Genomic DNA, 22623 nt, shown 5'->3' with positions numbered 1-22623 from the left:
TGCGTACCGATTGCGGTCACGGTACAACCGGATACGGGCCGGCGTGGAGGCCAAGTCCGCATGCGGTCACGAAGAAGCCTGAAGCATGGGTGTGTGGTCCAAGGGGAGCGCGTGAGGCCCACGAAAAAGTGCCGTGCCTCGTTCCGGGTGTGATGGGGGCCCTGGTGTGTCCCGCGTTTTTCGAGCTCGGTTTTCCAAACCCTGTGACCACGTGCCCCTTGAAGGGCGCCATCGTGCGACGTCGGACACCCCCGACAGGTCCGGAACTGCGGGTTCGGAGCGGAGGACCGCGTCATCGACAGGGGTGTGTCTCGCCCCCGCCCGGGTGAACCGGTGGGGCGGAGATTGCGGCATGACGCGTTCAGGTGATCCGGCCGTCTCATTCCCCGAGCGCGGCATGCCGAATGTTCGCACTGTGTCGTGACATGGACGCCTGCGGCGGAGCCGGTTCGGGGCGGAGCCGTTTGCGCCCGCGCAGGTCGGGCGAGGACACCACCCGGCCGCCCCCTCGAGGGACGGCACAAGGCACCACTCGTCCTTGTCACGCACATCCGATGCCGGTTCGCCGGCCTCGTTGGAAAGAGAACGACCATGGCGCACATCCACGCCCACGTCACCACCGGATTCGACAAGCGCAAGGAGACCCTCGCGGGCGGCACCGCCTTCATTCTCTACTGGGACCGCTCGGACCTGGGCATCTACTACCCCGTCAGCCTGCTCGGCGGTTCCGGCGGCGACAAGCACGACTTCGCCTTCAAGGACGGCGTCTCCCCGTCCTCCATCCTGCAGTTCCGCTTCGACACCGCCGCGGAGGAGCTGACCGAGGCGGTCCTGGACGACACCAACCTGCACTTCCGCCGGGGCCGCACCGGCTCCTGGGAGCGGGCGGTGCAGCGCAAGGGCAGCGACTACTACATCGCCGCCCAGGGCTCGGACAACAGCATGACCGGGATCCAGCAGGGACACGTCTACGACGAGCAGATCCGCTTCGCCCTGCGCATGGCCATCGCGGGCAAGGGCGACTCGTGGATCTCCGCCGATGAGAACTCCGGCAGCATCCGGATGCGCGACGACGTCATGCGGCGCGCCCACCTGGTGGCGCTGCGTCGCGGCGACGACCTGAACGACGCCACGGGCGGTTACGACGCCAAGTTCTACCCGATGTCCTCGGCCGAGCTGATCGACGAGATCAAGTAATACCGCGGCGGTGAGACGAGGCACGGGCGTCCCGCCCCGGGGGACGCCCGTGCATGTCGACGGGGAACTCGAACGACTCCGACGAGAGGGGATCGAGGACCCCGAGGACGATCCCTCGGTGCTCGTCCGGCCGGTCTCGGGAGCCGCGCCCCGCCTGTTCTTCAACAAGGTCCCCGAACTGAGGAGCGCCGAGAACCGGTTGCACCTGGACCTGTGGGCCGAGGACGTCGATGCCGAACGGCTCGTCCGACTGGGCTCCACCAGGACGGCCCGGCGCGAGGACCGGGTGGCGATGGCGGATCCCGGGGGCAACGAGTTCGACGTCCTGCCCGCGGAGTAGTCGCGCTCGAAGCGTCGCGGCCTCTCCGCACAGGGCAGGCCCCCGCGGGCGGTGCCGCGGGGGCCGAAGCCGGAGCTGTCCCGGTGGGCGTCCTCCTGCCGGAGGGCGGGGCTACCCGGCGACCAGCGCCTTGAACGTGGCCGCGTCGACCTCGCCGTCGGCCTCCAGGCCGGCCTCCTGCTGGAAGCCGGTCACGGCGTCGTGCGTGGCGGAGCCGAAGGTGCCCCGACCGGGGGTGTCCGAGGAGTACCCGTCCTCCGCGAGGTCGTACCCGTGCTTCTGCGACAGCGCCGTCTGGACCGCGCTGACGGCGTAGCTCTTGTCGCCCTGGCGCACCGGACCGGCGTCCTCGACCAGGAACTCCCAGCTGCGGGCGTCCAGCACGCCGGTGACCTTCAGGTCGGTGTCCTGCTGGTAGTCCATGAGGGAGTCCAGCGCCCGGTCGTCGAGCACGTGGTCGACGACCTTGTAGGGCTCGTAGTAGCCCTGCTCCCACAGCAGGTACTTGGCGACCGCCACGTCCCAGCCCATCTGGCCCCGCGTGTACTCCGGCCACTCGCCGCTCTGTGAGGCGGTCGAGACCTGCGCGGAGGGGCCTGCGCCCTCGGCCGCGAGGGCAGGCGCCCCGGCCAGCCCTATTCCGGCCGTCAGGCCTCCGGCTGCGATGAGGGCGGTGACGGTACGTGCGGTTCGCGCCATAGGGGTTCTCCCGACCTTCGGATCCCGCGGAACCCCGGTGGTCCCGCTGCCGACGGACCCGCCACGACGAGGAGTGGATCCCCGCGCGGCCTTGGGTCCGCCTTTGCCCGAAGCTGCCCGAGGCAAACGGGCCGCCCGGCGGGCGGAGCCCGTCCGGTGGATCCGCCGGGCCGATCCGGCGCCCGGCCGCGGGGGCGGACGCCCTGCCCGGGCCCACCGGCGCCGCCTCGGGACCCCAGGGCCGCCCAGCGCCCCCGTCCGGTCGCCGCTGGTGCGGACGTCCGCTCCCCACCACGTGCTCGCGGTGCGGACGAACAACCTCGGTATTCGGTGTTGCTATGTACCGGTAGTCAGTACTACTATGCACTAGTAGTCAGTGTTGATGAGTAGCCAGAGGAGGCGTTCCGTGGGCAAGCAGGCGACAGAGATGCTCAAGGGGGTCCTGGAGGGCATCGTCCTCGCGATCCTGTCCGGCCGACCGGCCTACGGCTACGAGATCACGGCGTGGCTGCGGGACCAGGGCTTCTCCGACATCGCCGAGGGCACCGTCTACGCACTGCTCGTCAGGGTCGAGCGGCGCGGCCTCGTCGACGTCGAGAAGGTCCCGTCCGAGAAGGGGCCGCCGCGCAAGGTGTACTCGCTCAATCCCCAGGGGCGTGAATACCTCGAAGAGTTCTGGAGGACCTGGAGCTTCCTCACAGAACGGCTTGAACAGCTCCGAGAAGGAGGAAAGTGAAAATGGCATCCAGTTGGATCGAACAGGTCACGGGATCGTTCGAGGACAAGAAGCGGTACCGGCAGTACAAGGCGCGCACGAAACAGCTTCCCGGGAACTACCGCACCGCGATCGAGGCGCTCGACCGGTACCTGATGTACTTCGGCTCGATCACGAAGGGGGACATTCTGATGGAGATGCTGGACGACCTCATCGACCTCTTCGAGCAGAGCGCCGCGGCCGGAACCCCGATCCGGGAGATCGTCGGGGAGGACCCCGTGGAGTTCGCCGAGACCTTCCTGGCGAACTACGCGGAGGGCCAGTGGATCAAGAAGGAGCGCGAACGCCTGGCCGGGGCCATCGAACGCGCCGCCGCAGAAGACACCGGGAAGGAAGGCGGATCCCTGTGACGAGGACACAGCAGCAGCCGGCGATCCGCCTGCGGGGCCTGGAGAAGTCCTACAAGGACCTGCGCGTGCTGCGCGGGGTGGACTTCGACGTCGCGCCGGGCAGCATCTTCGCCCTGCTGGGCTCCAACGGGGCGGGCAAGACCACGGTCGTGAGAATCCTGTCCACCCTGCTCAGGGCCGACAAGGGCACCGCCGAGGTCAACGGCTTCGACGTCGCCGCGCAGTCGGCGAACGTGCGGGAGTCCATCAGCCTCACCGGGCAGTTCGCCGCCGTCGACGAGATCCTCAGCGGACGGGAGAACCTCGTGCTCGTCGCCAGGCTGCGCCACATGGAGGAGCCGGGCGCGATCGCCGACGACCTGCTCTCCCGCTTCTCGCTGACGGAGGCGGGCGGGAGGAGGGTGTCGACCTACTCGGGCGGCATGCGTCGCCGCCTGGACATCGCCATGAGCCTCATCGGGAACCCGCCGGTCATCTTCCTGGACGAACCCACGACCGGGCTCGACCCCCAGGCGCGCGTCGAGGTGTGGGAGGCGGTGAAGAACCTCGCCGGGAGCGGCACGACGGTCCTGTTGACCACGCAGTACCTGGACGAGGCCGAACAGCTCGCCGACCGGATCGCGATCCTCCACCGGGGCCGCATCATCGTCAACGGCACCCTCGCCGAGCTCAAGGCGATGCTGCCGCCCGCCGAGGTCGAATACGTCGAGAAGCAGCCGACCCTGGAGGACGTCTTCTTCGCGGTCACCGGCGGCTCCGACACGGACGGCGAAGACCGCCGGACCGCATTAGAGAAGAAGTAGGGGACCGACCATGGCAACGCACTTCATCGGCGACACCGCCGCCCTCACCGGGCGGACCCTGCGCCACGTCACGCGCAGCCCGGACACCATCATCACGACCGCCGTCATGCCCATCGCCATGATGCTGATGTTCGTCTACGTGTTCGGCGGCGCGATCGACACCGGGTCGGTCTCCTATGTGAACTACATGCTGCCCGGCATCCTGCTCATCACCATCGCCTCGGGCATCGCCTACACCGCGTTCCGCCTCTTCACCGACATGCAGGGCGGGATCTTCGAGCGCTTCCAGTCCATGCCGATCGCCCGGTCGGGCGTGCTGTGGGCCCATGTCCTCACCTCGCTCGTCGCCAACGTCCTCTCCCTCGTGGTCGTCGTGGGCGTCGCCCTGCTCATGGGCTTCCGCTCGGAGGCCGGGGTGGGGGCATGGCTCGCGGTCGCCGGCATCCTGATCCTGTTCACCCTGGCGCTGACCTGGATCGCCGTGATCCCCGGCCTCTCCGCGACCTCGGTGGAGGGCGCGAGCGCCTTCTCCTACCCGCTCATCTTCCTGCCGTTCCTCAGCTCGGCGTTCGTGCCCACCGACACCATGCCCGGCCCGGTGCGCTGGTTCGCCGAACACCAGCCGGTGACGTCCATCGTCAACACGATCCGCGACCTGCTCACCGGCCAACCGGTCGGCAACGACGTCTGGACCGCCCTGGCCTGGTGCGTCGGCATCCTCGTCGTCGCCTACGCCTTCGCCATGGCCACGTACCGCCGCAAGATCAGCTGAGCGCGCCCCCGCCAGGACGTCCGTCGGGGACGAAGGGCGCGGACCGGCGCCCCCCCGAGGGCGTCACGGCACACCGGGCAGGAGCCCGGCGTCCACGGATACGCCCCACCGCGCACCGTGACCCTGTGAGATCACCCCGACGCGCACGGCGACCACGGCCGCCCGTGGCGACACCGACGGCCCAGCGGGCCCCGCACCGGATTCGTACCGGTGCGGGGCCGCCGTGGTGGAGGGGTGTCGGTACGGGGCGGGAGGGAACCAGGCAGGCGCACCCTCACACGCACGTCCGACCACGGAAGAACACGGTCTCCGAGGTGGCTCCGCCGGGGCCGGGCGCTCCACGGCGGCCGGTGAGGGCGCCGGGGTGTTGGAGGCCAGGGCCCCTTGGTTCTGGATCCTGTGCCGATGCCCCTCGACCCCAGGGGGCCGCAGACCTCAACGGCCCGGCGCGTCGACCTGTCCGGAGGGACCCGTCTCCGCGGACAGGGTCTCGGGGAAACCACAGTTGCGCAGTCCGGGAATGGGCTCGTAGTTTCCGCCCCCGGAAACGTTCACCGCCGGGAACCAGCCCCATCCCTGGTCCAGATAAGCCTCATCGCCCTGGGTGTAAAGCCACCAGTTGTTGCGGTACTCGCCGGCCGGAGGGTTCTCCAGGTAGGTGAATTGCTGCTGGCAGACGAACCATGCCCTGTTCGCGTAGAGGTATCCAGAAATTTCACTGGGGTTGTCCCTGCCGACACCCCTTTCGAGGTTGCCGCCGAGCCATGCATTGCAATACGTCGTTGACCAGGACGTTCCGTGGTGATCGACCACGGTCGGCCCTGCGCCGGAGCACCCCTGTGCCGCACTGGCGGGCCCGGCCGCGGCGATGCTCCCGGCCAGCGATGCCGCGACAAGGAGGATTCTCGTCATTTTTCTCATCGTTCCCGTCCCAGTGGTGGCATTGAGGGTAAACGCCGTTGACAACGATCCTCCCATGTGCGGGAGATAACCACTGGGAAAAAACAAACAATGTCCGATTCCGGCCATTGTCGATGGTGAGGAGTCGGTGTCACGCCATTCTCGCGTGCATCAGGATTCCCATCCTGCGAGCGTGTCGCCGTACGCCGATGCGCGTGCGCCGACGGGTGCGTGCGCCGGCACGCCGTTCTGCGGAATACCCGTTGTCATGGGTGATGGACCGAAGATCTGCGGATCCGAGTGGATTCGAGCCTCCGCGCACCCCGGGCGGCACGGGTCATCGGCCGCGTCGGCCGCCTGTCGGCAGACGGTCGTCTGCCGACAGGCGGCGCCGCGGATGTCGGGCGTCGCGCGCCGGTGTCAACGTTCCGGCTTCGGGTCGGGCCGACGGGTCGGGGCGTATCTGGCGAGCATGGTCCGGACGGCCTGTTCGACGGCGTCGTGGATGTCGGAGGCCGCGGGGTCCCAGTCGGTCAGCAGCATGCGGGGCCACAGGACGTAGTTGGCGATCATGCCGAGGAACTGGTTCGCGGCGCTCACCGCGTCCGGGACATCGGCGTTGCCCGCCTCGTGCTCGGCTTCCAAGTAGTGCTGAACAGAGGTGAAGTAGGGCATTTTGCCGAGCTGGAACTGCATCCGTCCCAGTTCGGGGAAGCGGGGCAGTTCGGCGATGACGATCCGGAACAGGGCTGTCATGCCGGGTCGGCCGACCAGGTCGGCATAGCGGTGGCCGATGGTCGCCAGTCCGGAGCGCAGATCTCCGGTCTGCGGCCGCGCGGCGGCGTCGCCGGCGTCACGCTGCCAGGACTCGGTGACGATGGCCTCGAAGAGGGCCGCCTTGGTGGGGAACCGCTTGAACAGGGTGGACTTCGAGACCCCGGCCGCTTCGGCGACCCGGGCCAGCGAGGTGCCGTCGTAGCCGCGATCCAGGAACAGCTCTGTGGCCGCGGTGATGATCGCCTCGCGTTTTTGCTGAGCGAGCCTGCGGTGGTGTGCGGAGAGTTCTGCTGCCATGCGGCCAGTATGCCGCAGGCCCGAGGCGAGTCACTTGACTCGCCACTCGGTCCTGCCTACGATGCGAGAGCAAGGCGAGTCGAGTGACTCGCATCTTATCTGTGGCGCCCGGGTGAGTTCCGGTGGCCGCGCGGTGGAGGAACAGTTCATGACGATCGACAAGATCGCTTTGGTGACCGGTGCGAATCGCGGCCTCGGACGCGGCGCGGCCATCGCTCTGGCCAGACGCGGGGCGCGGGTCCTGGTCACCCACCGCGGTGATGCGGCCGGGGCCGGGAAGACGGCGGAAGAGGTGCGGGCGGTGGGCGGGACCGCAGCTGTTCTCCGGCTCGACATCAGCGACGTCTCCTCTTTCTCGTCCTTCACCTCCGAACTGGGCGAGCAGCTGGAGCGCTGGGGTGCTTCACGGCTCGACATCCTGGTCAACAACGCGGGCGTGGGGATCTTCGGACCGCTGGAGGACGTCACGGTCGACGACTTCGACACGGTGATGGGCACCAACGTCCGGGGCACGTTCTTCCTCGTCCAGTCACTCGTGCCGCTGCTGGCCCAGGGCGGCCGCGTCATCAACGTCTCGACGTCGCTGACTCGCCACACCAGCCCCGCCACCTCGGTCTACTCCGCCTCGAAGGCCGCCGTCGAAGCCCTGAGCCGCACCCTCGCCGCAGAACTCGGCCCGCGCGGCATCCGGGTCAACTCCATCGCCCCCGGGCCGACCGCCACCGATTTCAACGGTGGAGCGATGCGGGACGACGCCGAGATGCGCCGGGGTCTGGCCGGACAGACCGCGCTCGGCCGCGTCGGCGAACCCGAGGAGATCGGCGACGCCATCGCCGCGCTGGCCTCCGAGGGCCTGCGCTGGGTCACCGCCCAGCGCATCGAGGTCTCCGGCGGCGCCCTCCTCTGAGCGACCGGGCGACGGCCTGGCAAGACGCAGGCAGCGGGCCCCGGCTCCGGCGCATCAGGGTCCCGAACCGGACGCAGGACGACGGTGGTGGGGGTCGAGGCGGTGAAGCTGTACCGGCCGAGCAGGTTCAGGTCGCGATGCTTGGGTGGGGAGAGCCGGGCGATCTCCTCCTCACGGAGTTCATGCGACGTGCTGGGGATCGAACCGGAGGGGTTCGAGGCAGCCCTGGAGGAGGTCGACTTCACCGCCCTGGACCTTGCCTCGTGAGCCCGTCGTGCTACCCGGCGGACCCTATCAGCGGCAGGGTCTGTGGCGCCTGCGCCCGGATTCGGTGAAGTAGCGCACACCGGTGCTGGCGCTGCAGTGTCCTGCGCGGCCTCCAACGTGAAGAGAATCACCACGCTCGGTGACGCCCGTTGTGGCCATCGTGACGGTTAGAGTGCGGCGCATGCCCAAGATCAACGCTGCCCGTCTGCATGCCCCCGGCCACCCGTTGAAGGTCGAGGCGGTCGACAAGCCCGTGCCCGGCCCTAAAGAGGTCCTGGTCAAAGTCGCCGCGTGCGGTCTGGTGCCCAATTCCTACAACGTCGTCAACGGCCACACCCCCTTCACCCTGCCCGACCTGCCGGCGGTGTTCGGCCTCGATGCGGCCGGGACGGTGGAGGCCGTGGGCGAGCACGTCCTGGGTATCGAGGCGGGAGAGCGGGTCTACGTCGACCCGCACATGACCTGCGACACCTGCTCTCAGTGCCGCAAGGGCCGCCAGGACCTGTGCGTGCACGGGTGCCTGCGCAGCTACATGGCCACAAGCGGCGACGGTCGGCTGCTCAACCAGAACCGGACCGGAGGGCTCTCGCAGTACCTGCTGGCCCCGGACGCGCGCGTGGCCCGCCTGCCTGAGTCGATCGACCTGCTCACCGCGGCCCGGTTCGGCTATGTCGGCACCTCGTTCGGCGCGCTGTGCAAGGGGGAGTTGAGGCCGGGCCAGACCCTGCTGATCAACGGGGTGACGGGAACACTCGGGGTGGCCGCGGTGGCGATCGCCCTGGGGATGGGAGCCACCAAGATCCTGGGGGTGGGGCGCAACCGGGAGCTGCTGGCGCGGGTGCAGCAGATGGCGCCGGACCGGGTGGAGACGGTCTCCTCCGAGGACGGTGTGGACCTGGCTGCCTGGGCGCGGGGGCGCACCGGCGGCGCGGGTGTGGACGTGCTCTACGACTGCCTGGGCGTGGGCGGACAGGGCAACTCCACCAACACGCTGCTGCGGGGGGTCAGGCCCGGCGGGTGCGCGGTCCTGGCCGCGGGCGGGGTCGAGGGACAGATCAGCCAGAGCTACGCCGAGGTGGTGGCACGCGATGTGCGGGTCCTGGCCTCCAATTGGTTCACCTCCGGTGAGATCGACCAGATGATCGAGATGATCGCGGCTGGGGTGATCGACCTGTCGTTCCTGGAGCACCGCCCCTTCCCCCTGGCACAGGTCAACGACGCCTTCGAGCTCGTGGGGTCGCGGCCGGGCGGCTTCGCCAACGTGGTGGTCCTGCCCGCCTCGCCGGAGGCCCCGGTGGGTGTGTGAGCGCACGCAAGCAGCCGGAGGTGTCGAAGGGCGGGCAGGCGTGACGGTCCCCGCGCGCTGTGGTGGCTACGGCACCTGGATCGAGGCCCGGCCGCCGGACAGCTCCGGCACATGCTTGTACGGGGGCGAGCGGGAGACCTCGAGCAGGCGGGCGATGGAGGCCACGCTGTTCTCCGGGCGGGTGAGCAGGACGCTGGCGTGGCGGACCTGCTCGGGGGTCATCGCGGGGCCGCCCCAGGCGCTTGCCCGCAGCGCGGACGGCCGGGGGGCCTGCGCCGCACATACCGCCCGGCCGCCCGCCACGGGCGGCCGGGCGTGCGGGTCAGGAGGGCTCGGCGGTCGCGGTGCGCCGCACCTTCACGGCGGTGACGGTGCGCCCGCTGGTCTCGGCGACCTCGGCCTCCCAGTCGCCGAAGGAGACCTTCTCCCCGGGAGTCCTGGGGATGTGGCCCAGGATCGCGATGAGCAGCCCGGCGACGGTGACGTAGTCGCCCTCGGGGGGATCGTTCAGCGGCAGGTCCAGGTCGGACAGGTCGTGCACCGGGTAGGTGCCCGGCAGCGTCATCGTGCCGTCGTCGTTGGAGACCACGGTGCGGATGTCGGAGTCGGTCTCGTCGTAGATCTCCCCGACGATCTCCTCCAGCAGGTCCTCCAGGCTGACGATGCCGTCGATGCCGCCCATCTCGTTGACCACCACGGCCAGCTGCTGGTGCTCGGCGGTCATCCGGCGCAGGGCCAGGGAGACCACCAGGGAGTCGGGAAGCAGCATCGGCTCCCGCGCCAGCTCACCGGCCGCGCCCTCGCCGCGGACCAGGTCGGACCAGTGCACGACGCCGAGCACCTCGTCGAGGTCGTCGTCGGCGACGACGGGGGCGCGGGAGTGGCCCTGGTCGGCGAGCATGCGGGCGGCCTCCCCGGCCGGGGTGCGGGCCGGGATGGTGAAGACCTCGCCCCGCGGGACGACGACCTGGCGCAGCCGCCGGTCGTCGATCTCGAAGGCGCCCGAGATGATGGTGCGCTGCTCGGCGGTCATGCCGCGCTGGGTGGAGAGCATCTCGCGCAGCTCCTCCTCGCCGATCTCCTCCTTGGCGGCGGAGGGGTCACCGCCGGTCAGGCGCACGACCAGGTTGGTGGAGGCGCTCAGCAGCCACACCACGGGACGCGAGAGCGCGGCCAGCAGGTCCAGGGGGCGCGAGACCACCAGGGCCCACGTCTCGGCGCGCTGCATGGCGATGCGCTTGGGCGCGAGCTCGCCGAAGACCAGGGTGACGAAGGTCAGGACGATGGTGACCAGGACGACCGAGACCGGAGCGGCCGCGGAGCCGAGGAAGCCGAGCGGTTCGACCAGGGGCTGGGCCAGGGCCACGGCCGCGGTGGCCGAGGCCAGGAAGCCGGCCAGGGTGATGCCGATCTGGATGGTGGCGAGGAAACGGTTGGGGTCCTTGGCCAGGCGGGCCACGGCCCTGCCGCCGGGCCCCCGCTCCGCCAGCTGCTTGATCTGTCCTTCGCGCAGGGTGATCAGGGCGATCTCGCTGCCGGCGAAGAGGGCGTTGACCACGACGAGGACCAGGACGAGGCCGATTTGAACCCCGTAGCTCTCCATAACTGCTGTCGTCTCCGATGCTGCTGGTGAAATGTGTGGTTCCTGCCCGGTTCCGGGCCGCACAAGCCTCCCACAAACACCAGTCGGCCCAGAAGGACCGCCGCGAGCCTCCGCAGACGGGGCGGGCGGGGCCGTGTCGCCCCGCCCGCCCCTACACACCAGTGCGCGCCCCCGCCCCACGGGGCGCCCCCGCCTCGCGGGACGGCCCCGCGGTTACGCCGGCTTCGGCAGGGTGAGGATCTCGGCTCCGTCCTCGGTGACGGCGATGGTGTGCTCGCTGTGCGCGGTCCGGCAGCCCGTCTCGCTGCGCAGCGTCCACCCGTCGTCGTCGGTGACGAGCCGGGCGGTGTCCGCCATGACCCACGGCTCCAGCGCGAGCAGCAGTCCGGGGCGCAGCTTGTACCCGCGGCCGGGCCGCCCGGTGTTGGGGACGTGCGGGTCCTGGTGCATCGTCGATCCGATGCCGTGGCCCCCGAACTCGGTGTTGATCGGGTACCCCGCCCCGCGCAGGACCTTGCCGATGGCGTGGGAGATGTCGCCGATACGGGCCCCGGGCGCGGCGGCGGCGATGCCCGCGGCCAGTGCGCGCTCGGTCGCCTCGATCAGCGCGACGCTCTCCGGCGGCCGGGAGCCGCCCACGACGAAGCTGATGGCGGAGTCCGCGGCGACCCCTCCCAGGGAGACGGCGAGGTCGAGCGTCAGCAGGTCGCCGTCGGCGAGCGCGTAGTCGTGCGGCAGGCCGTGGAGCACCGCGTCGTTGACGGCCGTGCAGATGTAGTGGCCGAACGGTCCGCGTCCGAAGGACGGCGCGTAGTCGACGTAGCAGGACTGCGCGCCGGCCTCGGTGATCATCTCCTGGGCCCACCGGTCGATCTCCAGGAGGTTCGTGCCCACCGTGCTGCGGTCCCTCACCGTCCGCAGGATGTGGCCGACCAGGGCCCCTGTCTCTCTGGCCTGGGGCAGCTTGTCAGGGTCCAGGATCTCGATCATGCGGCGCCTTCCTCATGCAACCAATAACTATACCGTCCGTACTATACCGACTCTGGGGTCCGAACGAGGCCGGGCCGTCCCGCACTCCCGCGGAGAACGGCGGCGGGGAGGACGGCCACAGGATCCGGCGCCGGGAGCGGGTCCTCGTCCCGGGATTCCCCACCCCCGGCAGCGGCCGGAAAGTGTCCCATACTGGTGCGCATGAACGACTCGTCCTCCCCCCGCCCCTTCGGCCCGCTCCGGGCCGTCGCGCTGGCCGCCGCGGTCCTGGTGGCCGGCGCCTGCTCTCCCCCCGCACCCCAGGACGAACCGGGTCCCGCAGCCTCCGGCGAGCCGGCGTCCTCCGCCGACGCCGGTGAATCCTCCCGGGTCACCAGCCTGAACGCCGACTTCACCACACAGGCCCAGCTCGTCGAAGGGCTCACCGCGGCCGTGCGGAACGTCGAGCGCACCACGGACGACAGGGGCGCCCCGGCCCTGGCGTTCGACCTCACACTCACCAACGCCACAGGCCAACCCTTCGACGCCACTCGCGTCGCCGTGTTCGTCTTCCACGGCCCCGACAGCAAGGAGGCGTTGCCGGCGATCCTGGAGACCGACGAGAACGGCTACGGCACCCTGGCCCACTTCGACGCACCGGTCCCCGACGGGCAGGAGGCGACCGTCACCTACGGGTTCGACGTGTACCCCGACCACGAACAGGTGCTGATAGAGATCGTCCCCGAGGGCTCCGAAGGGTTGTACTTCAGCGGAACCGTCCCCGTCTGAGAAAGCCCGTGGGGGATGCCGGTCCCCGCTCACGCGCCTGCGACGGCCGAACGGCGCCGTGGCCGGACCCCTGTGCGGGGGACGAACCCGCCTCGACCCTCCCCGACGGGGCCGGCATCCTCTCGCACACCCCCCGCAAGGAGGACTGTTGAGTTACGACGTGGTGGCCCTGGTCGCGGAGAGGCCCGACGAGCCGGCGGTCGTCCACGCCCTCCGAGGCCTCGACCCGGAACTGCGGCTGCACCGGCACAAGGACACCGGCGTCCTGCAGATCCGCGACGGCGACGGCCTCCTGCTGGCCACCCTCGAACCCGGACAGCGGGTCGAGGCCGCGGGCGAGGTCGAGCGCCTGCTCGGTTCGGAGGTCGTGGCGGGCCTGCCCGAGCGGTTCTGGTGGACGGAGACCCGGGCGCGCCCCGACGAGCAGGGCCGCGAGGTGGCACACCGGTTCGCCGACCGGCTCGCCCTCACCCTCGGGGGAGCGGTGTGGACCTCGGGGGCGGCCGACTTCGGACTGTGGGAGGAGTCCGAGCACCCGGCGGCCGAGCGCGCCGCGGCCAGGGCGGTCCTGGTCGCCCAGGACCGCGACGTGGTGCCCTTCTCCTCCTGGCTCAGCGACGCGGTGGCCACCCACGGCGGCCGCAAGACACTTCAGGTGCTCACCCCGCCCACCGCACGGCTCACCTACGGCGTGCGCACCTTCCTCGCCGGGCCGCTGGGCCGCTGGGTCGTGCGCGGTCAGGACGGCGGCCACTACGACGGCCTCACCGGACTCGCCGTGCACTGGGACCACACCTACGGGTTCCTCGCCGACAAGGAGCCCTCCGGGCCGAACTGGGCGGCGAGGGAACCCGACGCCGCGCCCGAGCCCGGGTTCCTCGTCGGCTTCGCCGAAGGCGCCGGGACACAGGTGGTCGTGGACGTGTCCGCCCTCCACCGGGACCCCGCCGCCCCGCGCCCGGGCCGCGCCGCGGAGATCGTCGCCGAGCACCTGGCCGGGCACGCCCCGGCGGCCTGGGGACCCCACGAGCCCGCGCTCCGGCACTGGGACCGCGAGCGCATCGCCCGCTTCGCCGCCGAGCGCGGCCCCAGGGCGTCGATCCTCTACCTGGCCGGGCCGCTCGGCCGGGGACGGCCGCTCACCGGGCAGATCAGCCTCACCCACCGGGGCGACCGCCTCCTGGAACGGATCTCGATCGTGGCCGGGTTCGAGGACAGGCAGAGCGTCCCCTTCGGCGCGCTCCCGGACCTGGTGCGGACCCTCGCAGCGGAAGGACTCCTGGAGAGCCTGCGGGTACGCCATGTGCCCGGGCACAGCGACACCACCCACGGACCCGTGTGGGCCGGACCCCCGACCCCGGTCGGAGTGGCCATCGGCCCCGACCGCCTGCGCGCGATCGGCCTCGGCCGCGCCCAGGCCGGACCCGTCAGGGGCACGCTCCTGGGGGAGGGCGGGGACCGGGCGCTCTGGTACCCCGTGGTGCAAGACGCCGCATCGCCCCTGAAGGGCCTGTGGCTCATGCAGCGCCAGACCGACTACCTCGCCTCGGCCTCCCCGGGGTGAGGGGCGGACCGGAACCGCCGCCGACTGCCGCGAAGACGGGTTCCGGCCCCGCTCCTGCGGTGCGCCGGGCGGGTGGAGGACACGGGTGCGGAGCACATGTCCCGTGCGGGGCCCGGCCGGCGTGAGGCCCGGACCCCGCACGGGACGGGAGCGTCAGCGCTCCATCAGGGCGAAGACCCCCCAGCCGAGGTACTCACGCGTGGCGCGCGCATAGCGGGCGGGCTCGGCGTCGAGCTCCTCCCGCACCTCGGGGGCCAGCTCGTCGTCCGGGTTCCGGTCGAGCCAGCGGCGCATGTTGAGCCACTGCGCCGCGGCGTACCGGTCCCAGCTGTCCTGGTCGGCCAGCACCATCTCCACGACGTCGTACCCCAGGCCCTGGAACCGCCCGATCAGCTCCGACAGCGACAGGAAGTCGTCGATGCCGGCGGCGTTGCAGTCCCTGGCGGTCTCCTCGTCCGGAGGGGTCCGCCGCCAGTACGGCTCACCGATCAGCATCAGGCCCCCGGGGCGCAGGCTGCGGCCGAGCAGCTCGGCCGTCCCGGCGACGCCGTCGCCGATCCAGGTGGCGCCGACACAGGCGGCCAGATCGACCGGCTCGTCCGCGACATGGCCGGAGGCGTCGCCGTGGACGAACTCGACGCGGTCGTCCACGCCCAGCTCGACGGCGCGGGCCCGGGCCTGGGCGGTGAAGGCCGTGCTGATGTCGACGCCCGTGCCCGTGAAGCCCAGGTCGCGCGCCCAGGTGCACAGCATCTCGCCCGAGCCGCTGGCCAGGTCGAGCACCCGCGTCCCGGGGGCCAGGTGGAGCGCCTGGCCCAGGGCGGCGAACTTGGCCGGGGTCAGCGGGTTGTGGATGCGGTGGCTGCTCTCGCGGATGGTGAAGATACGGGGAAGGTCCATGACCTGATTCCTTTCCGTCATGCCTTGAAGTTCGGGGACTGCTTGATGGCGCGTCGCAGGCGCGCACCCTGCTTGTCCTGCCGGTTCATCTCGGCGCGCAGCCGCGCGTCGGTGCGGGAGGCGGCATGGGCATTCTCGCGAAGCAGCCGGTGATAGCTGTCGAGGCGCCGCCCGGAGAGTCGGCCGTCCTCGACGGCGGACAGGACGGCGCAGCCCGGTTCGGCGGAGTGAGCGCAGTCCGCGAAGCGGCAGTCCCCGGCCAGCTCGGTGATCTCGGCGAAGACCTGGTCCAGGCCCTCGTCGGCCTCGTGCAGGCCGACGCCGCGCAGGCCCGGTGTGTCCAACAGGACCCCGCCGTGGGGCAGCGGCAGCAGCTCCCGCCACGCGGTGGTGTGCCGACCCTTGCCGTCGCTCCCGCGCACCGCGCCGGTGGCCAGCAGGTCCTGGCCCAGCAGGCGGTTGCCGAGCGTGGACTTGCCCGAGCCCGAGGACCCGAGCAGGACGACCGTGCCCGACAGGGCGGCGGCCAGGACGTCCATGCCCTCGCCGGTGGCGGCGCTGGTGACCAGCACCTCCACACCCGGGGCCACCTCGGCGACCTCGGACGCCGCCGACACGGGGTCGGCGGACAGGTCGGCCTTGGTGAGCACCACCACGGGCGTGGCGCCGCTGTTCCAGGCCAGGGCGAGCATCCGCTCGATCCGCCCGTGCCTGAGCGGATCGGCGAGCGGGACGGTCACGGCCACGGTGTCGACGTTCGCCGCCAGTACCTGGCCGTGGGAGGTGCGCGAGGCGGTCGAGCGGACCACGGCGGTGCGCCGCTCCAGTACCTCCACGACAGCGGCGGAGTCGGAGGCGGTGGCCGGCAGGACGGCCACCCAGTCACCGGTGCACGGCGTCAGCCGGTCGCCGGTGGCAGCCGGGGGGACGAGCACCGCGCGGACGGGCCCGGTCTCGGCGACGACGTCGCACTGGCCGCGCTCGGCCCGCACCACGCGGCCCGGGACCAGTCCGCCGACCCGTGATGGGGCGAAGGAGCGCTCGCGCTCCGCGTCCCAGCCGTAGTCGGCCGGTGTCAGGACGCGCTCGGGCGAAGGGAGAGCAGGATGGTGTGAAGCGTGTTGATGAAACACAGTGGAGACCCTTGGAAGGGGACCCCGCCGGACGGCAGGCGTGCCGGAACCACCCCTACGGAGGAGGAAGGCAGGCGAAGGTCAGGACGAGGCCCGGGAAGTGAGGATGGTCCGGGCACCGCGCACAGCGGTGGTCTCCACGACAGTCATCAACTCACCTCCTTCGGTCTCCGCAAGCGAACCGGTCGTCGCTGCGCCAGAAACTCTAGCACCCGTTTCGATGAGCCCGGATGGGAGTTCCGTCACCGTTTCCGGGACGTGCCCGCGAAGACCCGTACCCGGTGGAGCGTCCACCGGTGCCGTCCTCCCGCCCCGTCCTGTCCGGCGGCCGGGTCACGGGAGCTCGTCGAACAGGCCGCCACCGCCGTGCTCGCGGTCCTGGCCCAGCTCTCGCTCGGTGGAGGGCGGGGCGTCGTCGCGGGGCTGTGCGGCATGGCCTGCGAGGCCGTCGTGCTCGTGCGTGCGACGATGACGGCCGACAGGGCAGCCCGGAGCGCCTCCTAGCGCAACGCCCGACACGGCGGCCCCACCGAGAGGACTTCCGATGCGCAGCGTGATCTATTCGATGGGCGTCTCGCTCGACGGCTACATCGTCGGGCCCGACGGCGGCTTCGCATGGTCGGAGCCCGGCGACGACGTCTTCCGCTTCGTCACCGACGAGATACGCGGGATCGGCGTGCACCTGATGGGGCGACGGCTCTACGAGACGATGCTGTACTGGGAGACCGCAGACCAGGATCCCACGGTCGACGCCCCGACGCTCGAGTGGGCCGAGCTCTGGAAGCCGCTCCCCAAGGTGGTGTTCTCCACCACGCTGACGGCCGTGAAGGGCAATGCCCGCCTGGTCTCCGGCGGCCTGGCGGAGGAGGTCGAGCGGTGGCGGGCCGAGCCGGGGGAGGGCGACATCGCGATCGGCGGCGCGGCGCTCGCGGCCGAGGCGGCCGAGCTGGGCCTGATCGACGAGTACCGGCCCAGGGTCCACCCGGTGCTGGTCGGCGGCGGGATCCCCTTCTTCCCCCGGCGCGAGCGCCGGGCGGATCTCGAACTCGTCGAGAACCGCACCTTCGGTTCGGGGGTCGTCTGCCTCCGCTACCGTGTGGCGCGCTAGGTGTGCTGACCACGGAGGTCGGTAACACCCACCCCGCCTGGGAGGGCATGCCGCAGCTGCTCGCCGCCGCATGCCCGGGACCGCCGAACCCGGTGGACGGGCTGTCAGGCGGTGCGGTAACCGGCCATGATCGAGGCCGGGTAGCGGCTGCCTGCGGAGCCTTGGGGGAGGACTTCCCGGATCCGGGCCAGGTCGGCCTCGGTGAGTTCTACGTCGGCGGCGCCGACGTTCTCCTCCAGACGTGCGGCGCTGCGGGTGCCCGGGATCGGGGCGACGTCCTCGCCCTGGGCGAGCAGCCAGGCCAGGGCGAGCTGGGCGGGGGTGACGCCCCGGGCGGCGGCGAGCTCTCGGAGCTGCTCGGCGGCGTTCAGGTTGTAGACGTAGTTCTCGCCCTGCCAGCGCTCGTCCCAGCGGCGCATGTCGCCCTCGGGATACTCGTCGGCGGGCCTGACCACGCCGGAGAGAAAGCCGCGGCCGAGCGGCGAGTACGGTACCAGGCCTATCCCCAACTCCCGCAGGACCGGCAGGATCTCGTCCTCCACCTCGCGTTCGAAGACCGAGTACTCATACTGAAGGGCCGTGACCGGGGTGACGGCGTGGGCGCGGCGGATGTACTGCGGGCCGACGTTGCTCAGGCCGAAGTACTGCACCTTGCCCTCGGTGATCAGGTCGCCGACAGTGCCGGCGACCTCCTCGGCCGGCACGTCAGGGTCGGAGATGTGCTGGTAGAAGAGGTCGATGGAGTCGGTCTGGAGGTAGCGCAGGCTGTTCTCGGCGACCTCGCGGATGTTCTCGGGGCGGCTGTTGACACCGCCCCCCGGCGTCTTGCCGGTCATGTCGAAGCCGAACTTGGTGGCCAGGACGACCTCGTCGCGGAAGTCCTTGACCGCGCTGCCGAGCAGCGTCTCGTTGCTGCCGGTGCCTTGGCCGTACACCTCGGCGGTGTCGAAGAAGTCGACTCCGAGTTCGTGGGCGCGGTGGATGGTGGAGATGCCGTCCTCGTCGTTCGAGGGGCCGTAGGCCATGGACATCCCCATCACGCCCAGTCCGAGCGCGGAGACGCGTAGCCCCTGCTGTCCCAGGCTGCGGTGCTGCATGCAATCGCTCCTCATGTCATGTCGGCACCCTGCAGCCGACCAAACCAAACTGTTCGGTTTGACCCTACGCCTGTCCGGAGTGCAACGCAAAACCGAACGGTTCGGTCGCCTATCCTGGGCTCATGCCCTCCTCCGCCAACCCTGGCCAGACCTCGGACGCCGCCATCGCGGGTGGGTCCGCCGACTCCACGCGCCAGCGGATCGTCGCCGCGGCCAAGGAGGAGTTCGCCCGGCACGGGATCGCCGGCGCCCGGGTGGACCGCATCGCCAAGCAGGCCAGGACGAGCAAGGAACGTGTCTACGCCTACTTCCGCAGCAAGGAAGCCCTTTACGCGCACGTCGCCGAACGCGAGACGACCGCACTCGTCGAGGCGACCCAGCTGGACCCGACCGACCTGCCCGGTTACGTCGGCACCCTCTTCGACCATTTCACGGCACATCCGGACCACTACCGCCTGATCATGTGGGGCCGCCTGGAGCTGGTCGAGCCCGCAGGCAGCACAGCCGACCGCCTCCAGGCCACGGTCGCCGGCAAGCTCGACCAACTCCGCGACGCTCAGCGCACCGGGTTGCTCGACCCGGCCTGGGACCCGGTCGACGTCCTCGCCCTGGTCAACCAGATCGCCATGACCTGGGCAGGTCAGCCCGAAATCGCCGCCGCTGCCGCAGGCCAGGCCGTAGTCCCCTCCGTCGCCGCCCGCCGCGCCGCACTGGTGGCCGCCGTCGAGCGCATGTTCCCTCGCCCGGGCTGAGAACAACGCTCAAACCGTGTGGTTTGACGCACGCCTCGGGTGTGTCCGTCGAAGACGGCGTCGCCGGCAGACGGCGGCGGTACTGCGGTCGGTGCTCACGGCGGGCAGTGATCGGGGGCAGCAGGGGGCGGATCAGGTCCCACCCCTCATCGGAGAGCTCGAATCTGCGACTCGTGTACCGGTTGTGCACCGAGCGTGAGAGCCACAGGTCCGAGATTCAGGATCCACGGAACATGCCCCAGCGCCGCTACGGGGACCCCTCGTCCGGTGAGCGGGCAGACGTGTAGGGGCCCCGGTTCCCTCCGCGTCCGGCCCGGCGTGCGCCCGGCGCACCCGCACTGCGATGGAGCACGACCGCCGGAGTCCGGAGCCGAGCACCCGTCGGACCGAACGGCGCGGAACCAACTCCCGGGTCACCGCGTCACAAGCGTCGATGAGAACTGAAGAGAAGGCGGTGGCCCCGTGAGCCACGTGCAGGACGCACTCGTGCTGACCCCGAGCCGTCGCAGGGTCTGGACCAGACTGGCCGTCGCCGCGGTGCCCGCCGTGACGGCGACCATCGGCGCCTGGTTCAAGCTCGGGCCCGTGGCGGGCCTGATCGTGGGCGCACTGTTCGCCGTGATGGTCGTGCTGCTCCTGCTGCACACATACCGTTCCAGCATCGTCCTGACCCCGTACGAGTTCATCGAGAAGGGGCTGGGCTTCCAGCGGCGCCGCCCCAGGGGCCGCATCGCCCGCCTGGTCCGCGCGAACGTCGTCGTGCCACGCTCGGGCGCCAACGAGACCCTGTACGTGCTCGACGCCCACGACGACGTGGTGATCAGGCTGTACGGCGCGAACTACTCGTCCCAGGACATCGACCGCCTGGTCCGTGCGCTCGCCGTGCCGTGCGAGGGCCCCGACCGGCCGGTCACCTACGCCGAGCTGGCCAGGACCCACCCGCACGTCCTGTCGTGGGTGGAGCGGCACCCCGTGCTGATGACCCTGACGATCCTCGGCGTCCTGCTCCTGATCCTCGCGGTGTTCGTCCTGTTCATGCTCCTGCTGGACCTGACGGGGTACGTGTAGGACCCGTCCCGCGGGGGCGGGGGACCGGACGTCCACCGGGACCGCCGAGGGAGCCCCCGGGCGGACCCGGCCCCGGGGCCTGTGCCGGTGCTCCTCGGACTGCCGTCCCCCGGAGCTCCGTACGGGCCGGTCGGGCTGCGGTCCTCCACTACGGACGAGGCGCCCGGTGAACACGGGCAGGCCCCGGAGCGTCCCTTTAACCGCGGGAAGGGCCCGGGTGACCGCGGATGCCGTCGAGGAGGAAGGCGGTACGGCGGTCGTAGGCGTCCCGGGGCGGGAGGGCGCCGTGTTTGAGGGCGAGCGCGTTGTCGACGATGAGCGCGTGGAGGTCGTCCGCCGTGAACTCGGGCCGCAGAGCTGCGGAGGCGTGTCCGGCAGCGACGAGTTCGCCGTTGATCTCGCCCGCGGCCCGGCAGATGTCCATGAGCTGCTCCGAATGGGGGTACTCCTGCAGCAGGACGTCGTTGGCGGTGGGCTGGCGGTACTGGAGGTCCCGGATCGCGGTGACGTAGTACGCGATCCGCTCCCCGGCACGGTCGAGGGCCCTCGTCCAGTCGATGACGGCGTAGAGCTCGTTCGCGACGACTTCTTCGATGACGGCCTCGATGAGTCCGACCCGTCCACCGAACCGGTTGAAGATCGTGGCCTTGCTCACCCCTGCCGCCCTGGCCACCTCCTCCAGCGGCACGCTCAGTCCCCGCCCCTGGAAGGCGTCGATCGCGGCTCGGCGTATCTGCTCCGTGTTGCGCCGGGCGTCGGCGCGCAGCCGAGGCTTCGCGGGTGTCGCACCGGTCATGGTCCCTGCCGCTCCTCGCTCACGCCGCCATAAGTTGACTCTGGTGGTCAGTTTATCTACGGTCGACGACGAACGCGAAACTGACTCCACTGGTCAACTTCTTCGACGGTCCGTCTCCGGGCCGGACACCAGTGCGGACACCCAGGGAAGGGCACGACCATGATCGTCGTCACCGGTGCCACCGGCACCCTCAACGGAGGCACCGTCGAACACCTCCTCAAGCGCCTGCCGGCCGACAGGATCGGCGTCAGCGCGCGCGACGCCGCCAGGGCCCGACACTTCGCCGACCGCGGCGTGCGCGTACGGCAGGGCTCCTACGAGGACCCGGCCGCCCTGCGCGACTCCTTCGCCGGCGCCGACCAGGTCCTCCTGGTGTCGGGGAACGACCCGACGGCCGACATGGTGGGCCTGCACCGCAACGCCATCGAGGCGGCCGTCGCGGCCGGAGCCCGGAGGATCCTGTACACCAGCCAGCAAGGCGTCGCGACCGACGGTCCGTACCCTCCGGCGGCCATCCACGCCGAGACCGAGGCGTTCCTCGCCGATGCGGGGGTCGCGTGGACCTCCCTGCGCTACGGCTTCTTCTCCCACAGCTTCGCCCCCCTGCTCGGGCCGTGGCGGAAGACCGGGGTGATCGCCGCCCCCGCCGACGGGCCCGTCCCGTGGACAGCCCCCGCCGACCTGTCCGAGGCCACGGCGGTCCTCCTCTCCGGTGAGCGCGCCTTCGACGGAGCCGTCACCCTGATCGCCGGTGAGGCCGTCACCCTCGACGACTTCGCCGGGATCGCCTCCGAGCTCAGCGGCCGCCCCGTCGAACGTGTCGTCGTGGACGACGAACAGTGGGTGACCGGCCAGATGGCGGACGGCGTTCCGGAGCAGGCAGCCCGCTTCATGCTCACCATGTTCCGTGCGACCCGCGAGGGGTACTTCGCCGAACAGAACCCCCTGCTGGCCGAACTCCTGGGCCGTGAACCCCGAGGCGTCGCCGACCGGCTCGCCGAGCAGATCGGGGCCTGAAGGACTCGGGGCGGGGCCGAGGAGGACGCGGTGGACCGGGCGCCCGCAGGGGTGGTGGCGTCCATGCCCCGTGCAGGACGGCAAGCGGCCGATCCCGGTCCCGCGTGCGCCCGAACACGGCGCGGAAAGCCGTTTGGCATGTCCAGCCGTTAGCGGCTGAGGCGGTGAATCGGGCCGGCTCGCCAGAACCACTCCCCGCCCGGTATCAGCGGCGCCGCGTTGCTCCGGTACTTCCTCCTCGACCTCGCACCGGCCTCGCTGTCGCCGCGCAACCTCCGTGCGTGCGCCGAGATCGCCTGCCCCGATGACGTCGCCGCGGAGATCGTCGGACGCCTCCGCCGGCACTGAGATCGCGTCGACAAGGAATCCCTTCATGCGTCGTCGCCGACCGTGAACGACCGGGTCATCCACACCCGCCGGACGTCCCGGGCCACGGC

At 70.9% G+C, this 22623-nt stretch carries 27 protein-coding genes; 17 read left to right on the top strand and 10 right to left on the bottom strand.

The features are described from left to right. Positions 1–591 precede the first annotated feature (591 nt). Both ACQPYD_RS17885 and ACQPYD_RS17880 read left to right on the top strand, forming a co-directional pair. Entirely contained in the window at positions 592–1197 is a 606-nt protein-coding gene (locus ACQPYD_RS17885) for a hypothetical protein (RefSeq protein ID WP_433696738.1), read from the top strand. Positions 1198–1246: 49 nt separating this feature from the next. Beyond that, positions 1247–1537, top strand: coding sequence for a VOC family protein (locus tag ACQPYD_RS17880; RefSeq protein WP_433696737.1), 291 nt, complete (start codon positions 1247–1249; stop codon positions 1535–1537). Between the two features lie 111 nt (positions 1538–1648). Here ACQPYD_RS17880 and ACQPYD_RS17875 read toward each other — a convergent pair whose 3' ends face one another. Then, positions 1649–2236 (bottom strand): peptidoglycan-binding domain-containing protein, encoded by a 588-nt coding sequence (locus ACQPYD_RS17875; protein WP_433696736.1) that lies wholly within the window; start codon positions 2234–2236, stop codon positions 1649–1651. Positions 2237–2618: 382 nt separating this feature from the next. On the opposite strand from ACQPYD_RS17875, the gene ACQPYD_RS17870 reads away from it, so the two are divergent. Genes ACQPYD_RS17870 through ACQPYD_RS17855 form a run of 4 tightly spaced genes read left to right on the top strand, consistent with a single transcriptional unit; the run spans position 2619 to position 4936 of the window. Then, positions 2619–2972 (top strand): PadR family transcriptional regulator, encoded by a 354-nt coding sequence (locus ACQPYD_RS17870; RefSeq protein WP_433696735.1) that lies wholly within the window; start codon positions 2619–2621, stop codon positions 2970–2972. 2 nt (positions 2973–2974) lie between these two features. Beyond that, on the top strand, positions 2975–3361 hold the full coding sequence (locus ACQPYD_RS17865) for a DUF1048 domain-containing protein (RefSeq protein ID WP_433696734.1): 387 nt from the start codon (positions 2975–2977) through the stop codon (positions 3359–3361). Further along, positions 3358–4164, top strand: a complete 807-nt coding sequence (locus ACQPYD_RS17860; protein ID WP_433696733.1) for an ABC transporter ATP-binding protein — start codon at positions 3358–3360, stop codon at positions 4162–4164. The genes ACQPYD_RS17865 and ACQPYD_RS17860 overlap by 4 nt, the downstream gene beginning before the upstream one ends. A gap of 10 nt (positions 4165–4174) precedes the next feature. Beyond that, positions 4175–4936: an ABC transporter permease gene (locus ACQPYD_RS17855; RefSeq protein WP_433696732.1), complete on the top strand. Its 762-nt coding sequence runs from the start codon at positions 4175–4177 to the stop codon at positions 4934–4936. Between the two features lie 435 nt (positions 4937–5371). Here the strand turns inward: ACQPYD_RS17855 and ACQPYD_RS17850 are convergent, their stop codons facing one another. Continuing rightward, positions 5372–5848, bottom strand: coding sequence for a hypothetical protein (locus ACQPYD_RS17850; RefSeq protein WP_433696731.1), 477 nt, complete (start codon positions 5846–5848; stop codon positions 5372–5374). Between the two features lie 408 nt (positions 5849–6256). After that, complete coding sequence (locus ACQPYD_RS17845; protein ID WP_433696730.1) at positions 6257–6910, bottom strand: TetR/AcrR family transcriptional regulator; 654 nt, start codon at positions 6908–6910, stop codon at positions 6257–6259. A gap of 148 nt (positions 6911–7058) precedes the next feature. Between ACQPYD_RS17845 and ACQPYD_RS17840 the strand changes: the two genes are divergently transcribed. From ACQPYD_RS17840 to ACQPYD_RS17830, 3 genes are all read left to right on the top strand, one after another. Next, a complete protein-coding gene (locus ACQPYD_RS17840) occupies positions 7059–7817 on the top strand; it encodes an SDR family NAD(P)-dependent oxidoreductase (RefSeq protein ID WP_433696729.1) in 759 nt (252 codons plus the stop codon). 141 nt (positions 7818–7958) lie between these two features. Continuing rightward, complete coding sequence (locus ACQPYD_RS17835; RefSeq protein ID WP_433696728.1) at positions 7959–8084, top strand: hypothetical protein; 126 nt, start codon at positions 7959–7961, stop codon at positions 8082–8084. 181 nt (positions 8085–8265) lie between these two features. Then, positions 8266–9390 (top strand): alcohol dehydrogenase catalytic domain-containing protein, encoded by a 1125-nt coding sequence (locus ACQPYD_RS17830; RefSeq protein ID WP_433696727.1) that lies wholly within the window; start codon positions 8266–8268, stop codon positions 9388–9390. Between the two features lie 66 nt (positions 9391–9456). On the opposite strand, the gene ACQPYD_RS17825 is transcribed toward ACQPYD_RS17830, so the two are convergent. The 3 genes from ACQPYD_RS17825 to map form a co-directional block, all read right to left on the bottom strand. Continuing rightward, positions 9457–9612 (bottom strand): helix-turn-helix domain-containing protein, encoded by a 156-nt coding sequence (locus ACQPYD_RS17825; RefSeq protein ID WP_433696726.1) that lies wholly within the window; start codon positions 9610–9612, stop codon positions 9457–9459. Between the two features lie 100 nt (positions 9613–9712). Further along, positions 9713–10993 carry a hemolysin family protein gene (locus ACQPYD_RS17820; RefSeq protein ID WP_433696725.1) on the bottom strand — a complete coding sequence of 427 codons (1281 nt, stop codon included), beginning with the start codon at positions 10991–10993 and terminating at the stop codon, positions 9713–9715. 213 nt (positions 10994–11206) lie between these two features. Next, the gene (gene map / locus ACQPYD_RS17815; RefSeq protein WP_433696724.1) at positions 11207–11983 is read right to left on the bottom strand and encodes a type I methionyl aminopeptidase; all 777 of its coding nucleotides are present in this window, start codon (positions 11981–11983) and stop codon (positions 11207–11209) included. A gap of 201 nt (positions 11984–12184) precedes the next feature. Here map and ACQPYD_RS17810 point away from each other — a divergent pair, with 201 nt between their 5' ends. After that, positions 12185–12751 (top strand): hypothetical protein, encoded by a 567-nt coding sequence (locus ACQPYD_RS17810; RefSeq protein WP_433696723.1) that lies wholly within the window; start codon positions 12185–12187, stop codon positions 12749–12751. 148 nt (positions 12752–12899) lie between these two features. Beyond that, on the top strand, positions 12900–14315 hold the full coding sequence (locus ACQPYD_RS17805; RefSeq protein ID WP_433696722.1) for a DUF6177 family protein: 1416 nt from the start codon (positions 12900–12902) through the stop codon (positions 14313–14315). 153 nt (positions 14316–14468) lie between these two features. On the opposite strand, the gene ACQPYD_RS17800 is transcribed toward ACQPYD_RS17805, so the two are convergent. Both ACQPYD_RS17800 and rsgA read right to left on the bottom strand, forming a co-directional pair. Continuing rightward, positions 14469–15215: an SAM-dependent methyltransferase gene (locus ACQPYD_RS17800; protein WP_433696721.1), complete on the bottom strand. Its 747-nt coding sequence runs from the start codon at positions 15213–15215 to the stop codon at positions 14469–14471. 17 nt (positions 15216–15232) lie between these two features. Then, positions 15233–16348: a ribosome small subunit-dependent GTPase A gene (gene rsgA, locus ACQPYD_RS17795; RefSeq protein WP_433696720.1), complete on the bottom strand. Its 1116-nt coding sequence runs from the start codon at positions 16346–16348 to the stop codon at positions 15233–15235. 258 nt (positions 16349–16606) lie between these two features. Between rsgA and ACQPYD_RS17790 the strand changes: the two genes are divergently transcribed. Next, a complete protein-coding gene (locus ACQPYD_RS17790) occupies positions 16607–16852 on the top strand; it encodes a hypothetical protein (RefSeq protein ID WP_433696719.1) in 246 nt (81 codons plus the stop codon). A 40-nt stretch (positions 16853–16892) separates the two neighbouring features. Beyond that, positions 16893–17456 carry a dihydrofolate reductase family protein gene (locus ACQPYD_RS17785; RefSeq protein WP_433696718.1) on the top strand — a complete coding sequence of 188 codons (564 nt, stop codon included), beginning with the start codon at positions 16893–16895 and terminating at the stop codon, positions 17454–17456. Positions 17457–17560: 104 nt separating this feature from the next. Here the strand turns inward: ACQPYD_RS17785 and ACQPYD_RS17780 are convergent, their stop codons facing one another. Then, positions 17561–18553 (bottom strand): aldo/keto reductase, encoded by a 993-nt coding sequence (locus tag ACQPYD_RS17780; protein WP_433696717.1) that lies wholly within the window; start codon positions 18551–18553, stop codon positions 17561–17563. A gap of 122 nt (positions 18554–18675) precedes the next feature. Here ACQPYD_RS17780 and ACQPYD_RS17775 point away from each other — a divergent pair, with 122 nt between their 5' ends. Together ACQPYD_RS17775 and ACQPYD_RS17770 are read left to right on the top strand one after the other, a co-directional pair. Beyond that, entirely contained in the window at positions 18676–19305 is a 630-nt protein-coding gene (locus ACQPYD_RS17775; RefSeq protein ID WP_433696716.1) for a TetR family transcriptional regulator, read from the top strand. A gap of 462 nt (positions 19306–19767) precedes the next feature. Beyond that, a complete protein-coding gene (locus tag ACQPYD_RS17770; RefSeq protein WP_433696715.1) occupies positions 19768–20373 on the top strand; it encodes a hypothetical protein in 606 nt (201 codons plus the stop codon). A gap of 196 nt (positions 20374–20569) precedes the next feature. On the opposite strand, the gene ACQPYD_RS17765 is transcribed toward ACQPYD_RS17770, so the two are convergent. Then, positions 20570–21169: a TetR/AcrR family transcriptional regulator gene (locus ACQPYD_RS17765; protein WP_433696714.1), complete on the bottom strand. Its 600-nt coding sequence runs from the start codon at positions 21167–21169 to the stop codon at positions 20570–20572. A 159-nt stretch (positions 21170–21328) separates the two neighbouring features. On the opposite strand from ACQPYD_RS17765, the gene ACQPYD_RS17760 reads away from it, so the two are divergent. After that, positions 21329–22186 carry an NAD(P)H-binding protein gene (locus ACQPYD_RS17760; RefSeq protein WP_433696713.1) on the top strand — a complete coding sequence of 286 codons (858 nt, stop codon included), beginning with the start codon at positions 21329–21331 and terminating at the stop codon, positions 22184–22186. Between the two features lie 219 nt (positions 22187–22405). Beyond that, complete coding sequence (locus ACQPYD_RS17755; protein WP_433696712.1) at positions 22406–22534, top strand: hypothetical protein; 129 nt, start codon at positions 22406–22408, stop codon at positions 22532–22534. The last annotated feature ends 89 nt before the right edge of the window (positions 22535–22623 follow it).

Source organism: Nocardiopsis sp. CA-288880 (genome assembly GCF_050955985.1).
In the GTDB taxonomy this organism is placed as follows: Bacteria; Actinomycetota; Actinomycetes; order Streptosporangiales; family Streptosporangiaceae; genus Nocardiopsis; species Nocardiopsis tropica.
This window is presented reverse-complemented; position numbering and strand designations above follow the sequence as displayed.

Excerpts from the sequence above, each read along its gene's own strand:
- ACQPYD_RS17760 (WP_433696713.1), top strand. The coding sequence starts at position 21,329 with ATGATCGTCGTCACCGGTGCCACCGGCACCCTCAACGGAGGCACCGTC.
- ACQPYD_RS17870 (WP_433696735.1), top strand. The coding sequence starts at position 2,619 with ATGAGTAGCCAGAGGAGGCGTTCCGTGGGCAAGCAGGCGACAGAGATG.
- map (WP_433696724.1), bottom strand. The coding sequence starts at position 11,983 with ATGATCGAGATCCTGGACCCTGACAAGCTGCCCCAGGCCAGAGAGACA.
- ACQPYD_RS17875 (WP_433696736.1), bottom strand. The coding sequence starts at position 2,236 with ATGGCGCGAACCGCACGTACCGTCACCGCCCTCATCGCAGCCGGAGGC.
- ACQPYD_RS17780 (WP_433696717.1), bottom strand. The coding sequence starts at position 18,553 with ATGCAGCACCGCAGCCTGGGACAGCAGGGGCTACGCGTCTCCGCGCTC.
- ACQPYD_RS17775 (WP_433696716.1), top strand. The coding sequence starts at position 18,676 with ATGCCCTCCTCCGCCAACCCTGGCCAGACCTCGGACGCCGCCATCGCG.
- ACQPYD_RS17765 (WP_433696714.1), bottom strand. The coding sequence starts at position 21,169 with ATGACCGGTGCGACACCCGCGAAGCCTCGGCTGCGCGCCGACGCCCGG.
- ACQPYD_RS17785 (WP_433696718.1), top strand. The coding sequence starts at position 16,893 with ATGCGCAGCGTGATCTATTCGATGGGCGTCTCGCTCGACGGCTACATC.
- ACQPYD_RS17885 (WP_433696738.1), top strand. The coding sequence starts at position 592 with ATGGCGCACATCCACGCCCACGTCACCACCGGATTCGACAAGCGCAAG.
- ACQPYD_RS17810 (WP_433696723.1), top strand. The coding sequence starts at position 12,185 with ATGAACGACTCGTCCTCCCCCCGCCCCTTCGGCCCGCTCCGGGCCGTC.
- ACQPYD_RS17825 (WP_433696726.1), bottom strand. The coding sequence starts at position 9,612 with ATGACCCCCGAGCAGGTCCGCCACGCCAGCGTCCTGCTCACCCGCCCG.
- ACQPYD_RS17850 (WP_433696731.1), bottom strand. The coding sequence starts at position 5,848 with ATGACGAGAATCCTCCTTGTCGCGGCATCGCTGGCCGGGAGCATCGCC.
- ACQPYD_RS17820 (WP_433696725.1), bottom strand. The coding sequence starts at position 10,993 with ATGGAGAGCTACGGGGTTCAAATCGGCCTCGTCCTGGTCCTCGTCGTG.
- ACQPYD_RS17855 (WP_433696732.1), top strand. The coding sequence starts at position 4,175 with ATGGCAACGCACTTCATCGGCGACACCGCCGCCCTCACCGGGCGGACC.
- ACQPYD_RS17830 (WP_433696727.1), top strand. The coding sequence starts at position 8,266 with ATGCCCAAGATCAACGCTGCCCGTCTGCATGCCCCCGGCCACCCGTTG.
- ACQPYD_RS17845 (WP_433696730.1), bottom strand. The coding sequence starts at position 6,910 with ATGGCAGCAGAACTCTCCGCACACCACCGCAGGCTCGCTCAGCAAAAA.
- ACQPYD_RS17840 (WP_433696729.1), top strand. The coding sequence starts at position 7,059 with ATGACGATCGACAAGATCGCTTTGGTGACCGGTGCGAATCGCGGCCTC.
- ACQPYD_RS17865 (WP_433696734.1), top strand. The coding sequence starts at position 2,975 with ATGGCATCCAGTTGGATCGAACAGGTCACGGGATCGTTCGAGGACAAG.
- ACQPYD_RS17800 (WP_433696721.1), bottom strand. The coding sequence starts at position 15,215 with ATGGACCTTCCCCGTATCTTCACCATCCGCGAGAGCAGCCACCGCATC.